General features: G+C 64.5%; 3 protein-coding genes. All 3 read right to left on the bottom strand.

What is annotated here, in order from left to right:
* Positions 1-176: 176 nt before the first annotated feature.
* The 3 genes from MJD61_05260 to MJD61_05250 all read right to left on the bottom strand — a co-directional run bounded on the left by MJD61_05260 (position 177) and on the right by MJD61_05250 (position 3979).
* The gene (locus tag MJD61_05260; protein ID MCG8554685.1) at positions 177-488 is read right to left on the bottom strand and encodes a hypothetical protein; all 312 of its coding nucleotides are present in this window, start codon (positions 486-488) and stop codon (positions 177-179) included.
* Positions 489-663: 175 nt separating this feature from the next.
* The gene (glmS, locus tag MJD61_05255) at positions 664-2496 is read right to left on the bottom strand and encodes a glutamine--fructose-6-phosphate transaminase (isomerizing) (GenBank protein MCG8554684.1); all 1833 of its coding nucleotides are present in this window, start codon (positions 2494-2496) and stop codon (positions 664-666) included.
* A 148-nt stretch (positions 2497-2644) separates the two neighbouring features.
* The gene (locus MJD61_05250) at positions 2645-3979 is read right to left on the bottom strand and encodes an insulinase family protein (protein MCG8554683.1); all 1335 of its coding nucleotides are present in this window, start codon (positions 3977-3979) and stop codon (positions 2645-2647) included.
* Positions 3980-4220: the final 241 nt, after the last annotated feature.

The following is a 4220-nucleotide window of genomic DNA, read 5'->3' as shown; positions in this document are numbered from 1 at the left end:
GCCTGCAGTGGGGCTCGCTGGCAAGGCGGACCGACGAAGGACATGCAGCGCATATTCGAGGAGGTCCCAACGCCGCCAGCGGGCGCCAGGGCTGGGGCCAAACGATCAGGATTCCTGTGGCGAGGTACTAGCAACTCGGATCGAATTTCCGGGCCGTTGTACAAGGCTCGGCCTTCCTATCGGTGCCTTCGATCCTGGAACACAGCGCGGCTGTACCGGTACCTCCTGCCCCCATAGCCCGTACCGCCGACCATGCCCAGGTCAAACAGCGCCGCAACAAGCACCATGCCGAAATATAGGCCCGTGACCTCGCCGTGCCAGTTGATGGCCGCGGCGTACGCAAGCGTCGTCAAGGGCATGAAGAAGAAGCCCAAGAGGGGCCACGCAGCGGTCTCGTAGGCCCGGCCGAGGAAGTCGCTGAAAAGGAAGACCAGGGCGAGAACCAAACGCGGCGTGAAAAGGGCCAGGCACCCGAGTAGGCAGGGCACGATCGTTGTCTCGAGAAGGGTGAGCGGTAGCTTTGAGCTCAGAACCGGCGAGCCGTACTGGTCCCTCGTGGTCGCGCCTCACCGGCGGCGCCGAGCTCTCGCCGAGCCGAAAAAGCCATTACCGAAAAGCCATTACCGAAAAGCCACTGTCGAAAAGCCACTGTCGAGCGGATCCTCATTCCACCGTAACCGTCTTGGCGAGATTGCGCGGCTGGTCCACATCGGTGCCCTTGAAGTCCGCCACGTAGTAAGCGAACAGCTGCAGCGGCAGTACCGTCAGAAAGGGCACGAACGGATCGCCGACCTTGGGTATCTCGATGATCTCATCGCTCAGACGGTGGATCTGCTCGTCGCCTTCAGTGCCCACCGCGATGATGCGCGCGTCCCGCGCTTTGGCCTCCTGCAGGTTGTTCACGCTCTTGTCGTACGCGCAGCCCTGTGGTGCCAACACGATAACCGGCACGCTGGCATCGATCAGGGCGATGGGCCCGTGCTTCATCTCGCCCGCGGCGTAGCCCTCGGCATGTACGTACGAGATCTCCTTTAGTTTGAGGGCACCCTCGAGCGCGATGGGAAAATTCAGTCCTCGACCTATGAACAGGACATCGCGTGCCTGTGAATAGCGCTTGGCAACGTTGGCGACCAGCTGCCGGGTTCCCTGGATCACATCCCGCATGTGGTGCGGAAGCCGAGCCAGGCCCTCCACATATTGGCGCGCCCTGCCTTCATCAAGCGTCCCGCGCTGCCGGCCCAGGTATATGCTCAGCATCAACAGCGCGGCCAGCTGGGTCGTGAAGCATTTTGTGGAAGCAACGCCGATCTCGGGTCCGGCGTGCGTGTAGAAAGCCGCATCGCTCGCGCGAGCGATGGCGCTGCCCACGACGTTCGCAATAGCGAGCAAATGCGTCCCGTGCTCCCTGACCAATTTGCCCGCCATGAGCGTGTCCAGAGTCTCACCAGATTGGCTGATGGCCACGGCGAGATCGGCTCGGCTCAAGACCGGTTCACGGTTGCGGAATTCGCTGGCGAGCTCCACCGTCGTCGGGACACGCGCGATCTGCTCGAGGTAGTAGCGGTCGGCCATTGCGGCGTGGTAGCTCGTTCCGCATGCCAACAAGTAGACGCGCTCGATCGAGCGCGCCAGATCGTCGCCGAGGCCTATCTCCGACGAGTGGACGTCCGCGTGCTCGCGGTCAAGCCTTCCGCGAAGGGTATCTTCGATGGCGCGCGGCTGCTCGAAGATCTCCTTGAGCATGAAGTGCTTGTAGCCGGCCTTCTCGGCGAGCAGCGGAGACCAGTCGATGCGCGTTGGCTCGCGCGTAACAGGCTTGCCGTCCAACGTCGATAGCTCGCAGGATTGCGCACCGAGGACGGCCATCTCACCGTCCTCGAGCACGATCACGTCGCGGGTGTAGGGCAGCAAGGCCGGGATGTCGCTGCCGCAGAACAGCTCCCGTTCTCCCAGGCCGATCACGAGCGGAGACTCGTTCTTCGCCACCACCAAGCGTCCCGGCTCCCGCCTTGCAAGCACCGCGATAGCGTAAGCACCTTCCACCTGCTCCAGCGCCCGGCGCACCGCGCTCGCGAGATCGCCCTCGTTCGCGTAGTGCTGGTCCACGAGGTGCGCCACGATTTCCGTATCGGTGTCGCTCGTGACGGTCGAGCCCCGCTCCTCCACATGCGCGCGCAACGACAGGTGATTTTCGATGATCCCGTTGTGGATCAGCACCACCTCCCCGGCTTCGTGCGGATGGGCATTGGCCTCGGAAGGTTGGCCGTGCGTGGCCCAACGGGTGTGTCCGATGCCGGTGGTGCCCACCAGGGGTCGAGCGCGCAGCGCCTCCTCCAGCCGGTTCAGCTTGCCGACCGCGCGCAACACGCCGATTCGGGTTCCGTCGTGCAGGGCCAAGCCGGCGGAGTCATAGCCACGATACTCGAGCCGCCGCAGCCCATCAACGAGGATGGGCGCGCAAGGCTGCGCGCCCACGTAGCCAACGATTCCACACATGGTCGGTGCTCAGTTACCAAAGGTATCCCAACACCGCCCGCAGGCGCCAGAACTGGGACCAAACGATCAGGATTGCTGCGGCGAGGTAGCCCACGATTTCGAGGGCCTCGGGATCGACGGGAGCATTTCCAAGGACACTGCCTAGGGCCTAGTTCCAGGGTACCGGCGGTGGCGGGACAGGACGGGCGGCTCGCAGCAGTTGCCCGTCGGTGTCCAACACCGCGACTGGACCCCAGCGCTCAAGAGCATCGGCGATAGCGGTGGCCCTACCCACCACCACCAGCACCATGGTCTCGGGGCGGACATACGCCCGTGCCGCGGCCAGGGCCTCTTCGTTGGTCACGGCACGGATCTGGGCTCGGAAACGATCCCAACAGTCATCGGGCAAACCATGAAGGCGTTGGCGCGCAACCAGCCTGGCCACCTGTGCTGCCGTTTCAGCCCGCAGCGCGAAGGAGCCCTCGAGTTGGCGCTTGGCGCTCGCGAGTTCGTCGGCGCTCGGTGGCTGACTCGAAATGCGCCGCAGATGCTCGACGATACCGGCAACCGCTGCGAGCGTCTTGTCGGTTCGAACCGCAGCATAAGCACGCAGCGGGGCCAGCTGCCCGCGCTCGAGCAAGGCGCTATAGGCTCCTTGCGCCAAACCGCGACGTTGGCCCAAATCCAACGGCAGCCTCGCCATCGCCGACCCCCCCAGGATCTGATTGACCACCAGCAGCTTCGCGAAGTCGGGATCGTCACGAGCCACGGTCATGTGACCGAAGTAGACGATCGACTGGGCCGCATTGGGACGATCGACGACGACGATCGTCCGCTCCACGGGACGAACGGGGCCCGCAAGCTCGAGCCGGGGCGCTTTTCGAGGAGCCCAGCCTGCGAAGGCCCGGCGTGCGAGCTCGATCGCCCGCTCGGCACCCACGTCGCCCGCCACCACCAAGAAGGCGTTTTCCGGCACGAAGTGTGCACGGTGCCAGCGAATCAGATCAGCGCGATGGAGGCTTCTGACGGTGTCCGGGCCGGCGTCGATGTGCCCATAGGGGTGTTCACCATACAGGGCCCGAAAAAATGCGGCGGCGGCCAGAAAGCGCGGTTGGTTCGACTCCAGTTGCAGGCGCTCCAACTCACGCCTCCGCAATCTCTCGAGCTGGCGTTGACCAAAGGCTGGCCTTTGGGCGATCTCCGATACGATCGACAATGTTCGAGGCAGGTACTCTGACAGAGCACGCGTTCTGATGTAGACGCTTTCCTGGTCGCTTCCGACATCGAGCTCCGCTCCCCAGAACTCGACTTCCGCGGCCAGTCGAGCCCCACTGTGAGTCCGGCTGCCCTCGCGAAGCATCGACGCAACGAGTCGTGACAAGCCCGGCATACCTGACGGATCGGCCGCACTGCCGCCGCGAATCACGAGCCTGACCTCCACCAATGGCAGGCGTCGCAACTCGACAACATTGACTTGCAGTCCGTTCTTCGTGGTCGCACGCACGACGGGCGGAAAACGAACGTCGCGCGGTGCGGCTGGCCCCGGGGGGGGGTGGCGTGGCCTCTCGGAAGGCGTGGGTGGAAGCTGCGCTGGGGGTTCGAGCACTATCCTCGGCGGCGCGACCGGGCGCTTCGCTAGCGGCGGAAGCCTCGGGGGGGAACCACAGCCCCAAGCAGCAGCCCATAGAAGCAGTAGCCATACGCTCGGGCCTGCCTGGCCCATCGTGCGTAACCGTTCACGGGGG

Source organism: Pseudomonadota bacterium, assembly GCA_022361155.1.
Lineage (GTDB): Bacteria > Myxococcota_A > Polyangia > Polyangiales > JAKSBK01 > JAKSBK01.
The sequence above is the reverse complement of the archived record's forward strand: the minus strand, read 5'-3'. Positions and strand labels throughout refer to the sequence as shown.

Coding starts and splice junctions, on each gene's coding strand:
- glmS (MCG8554684.1), bottom strand. CDS start 2,496: ATGTGTGGAATCGTTGGCTACGTGGGCGCGCAGCCTTGCGCGCCCATC.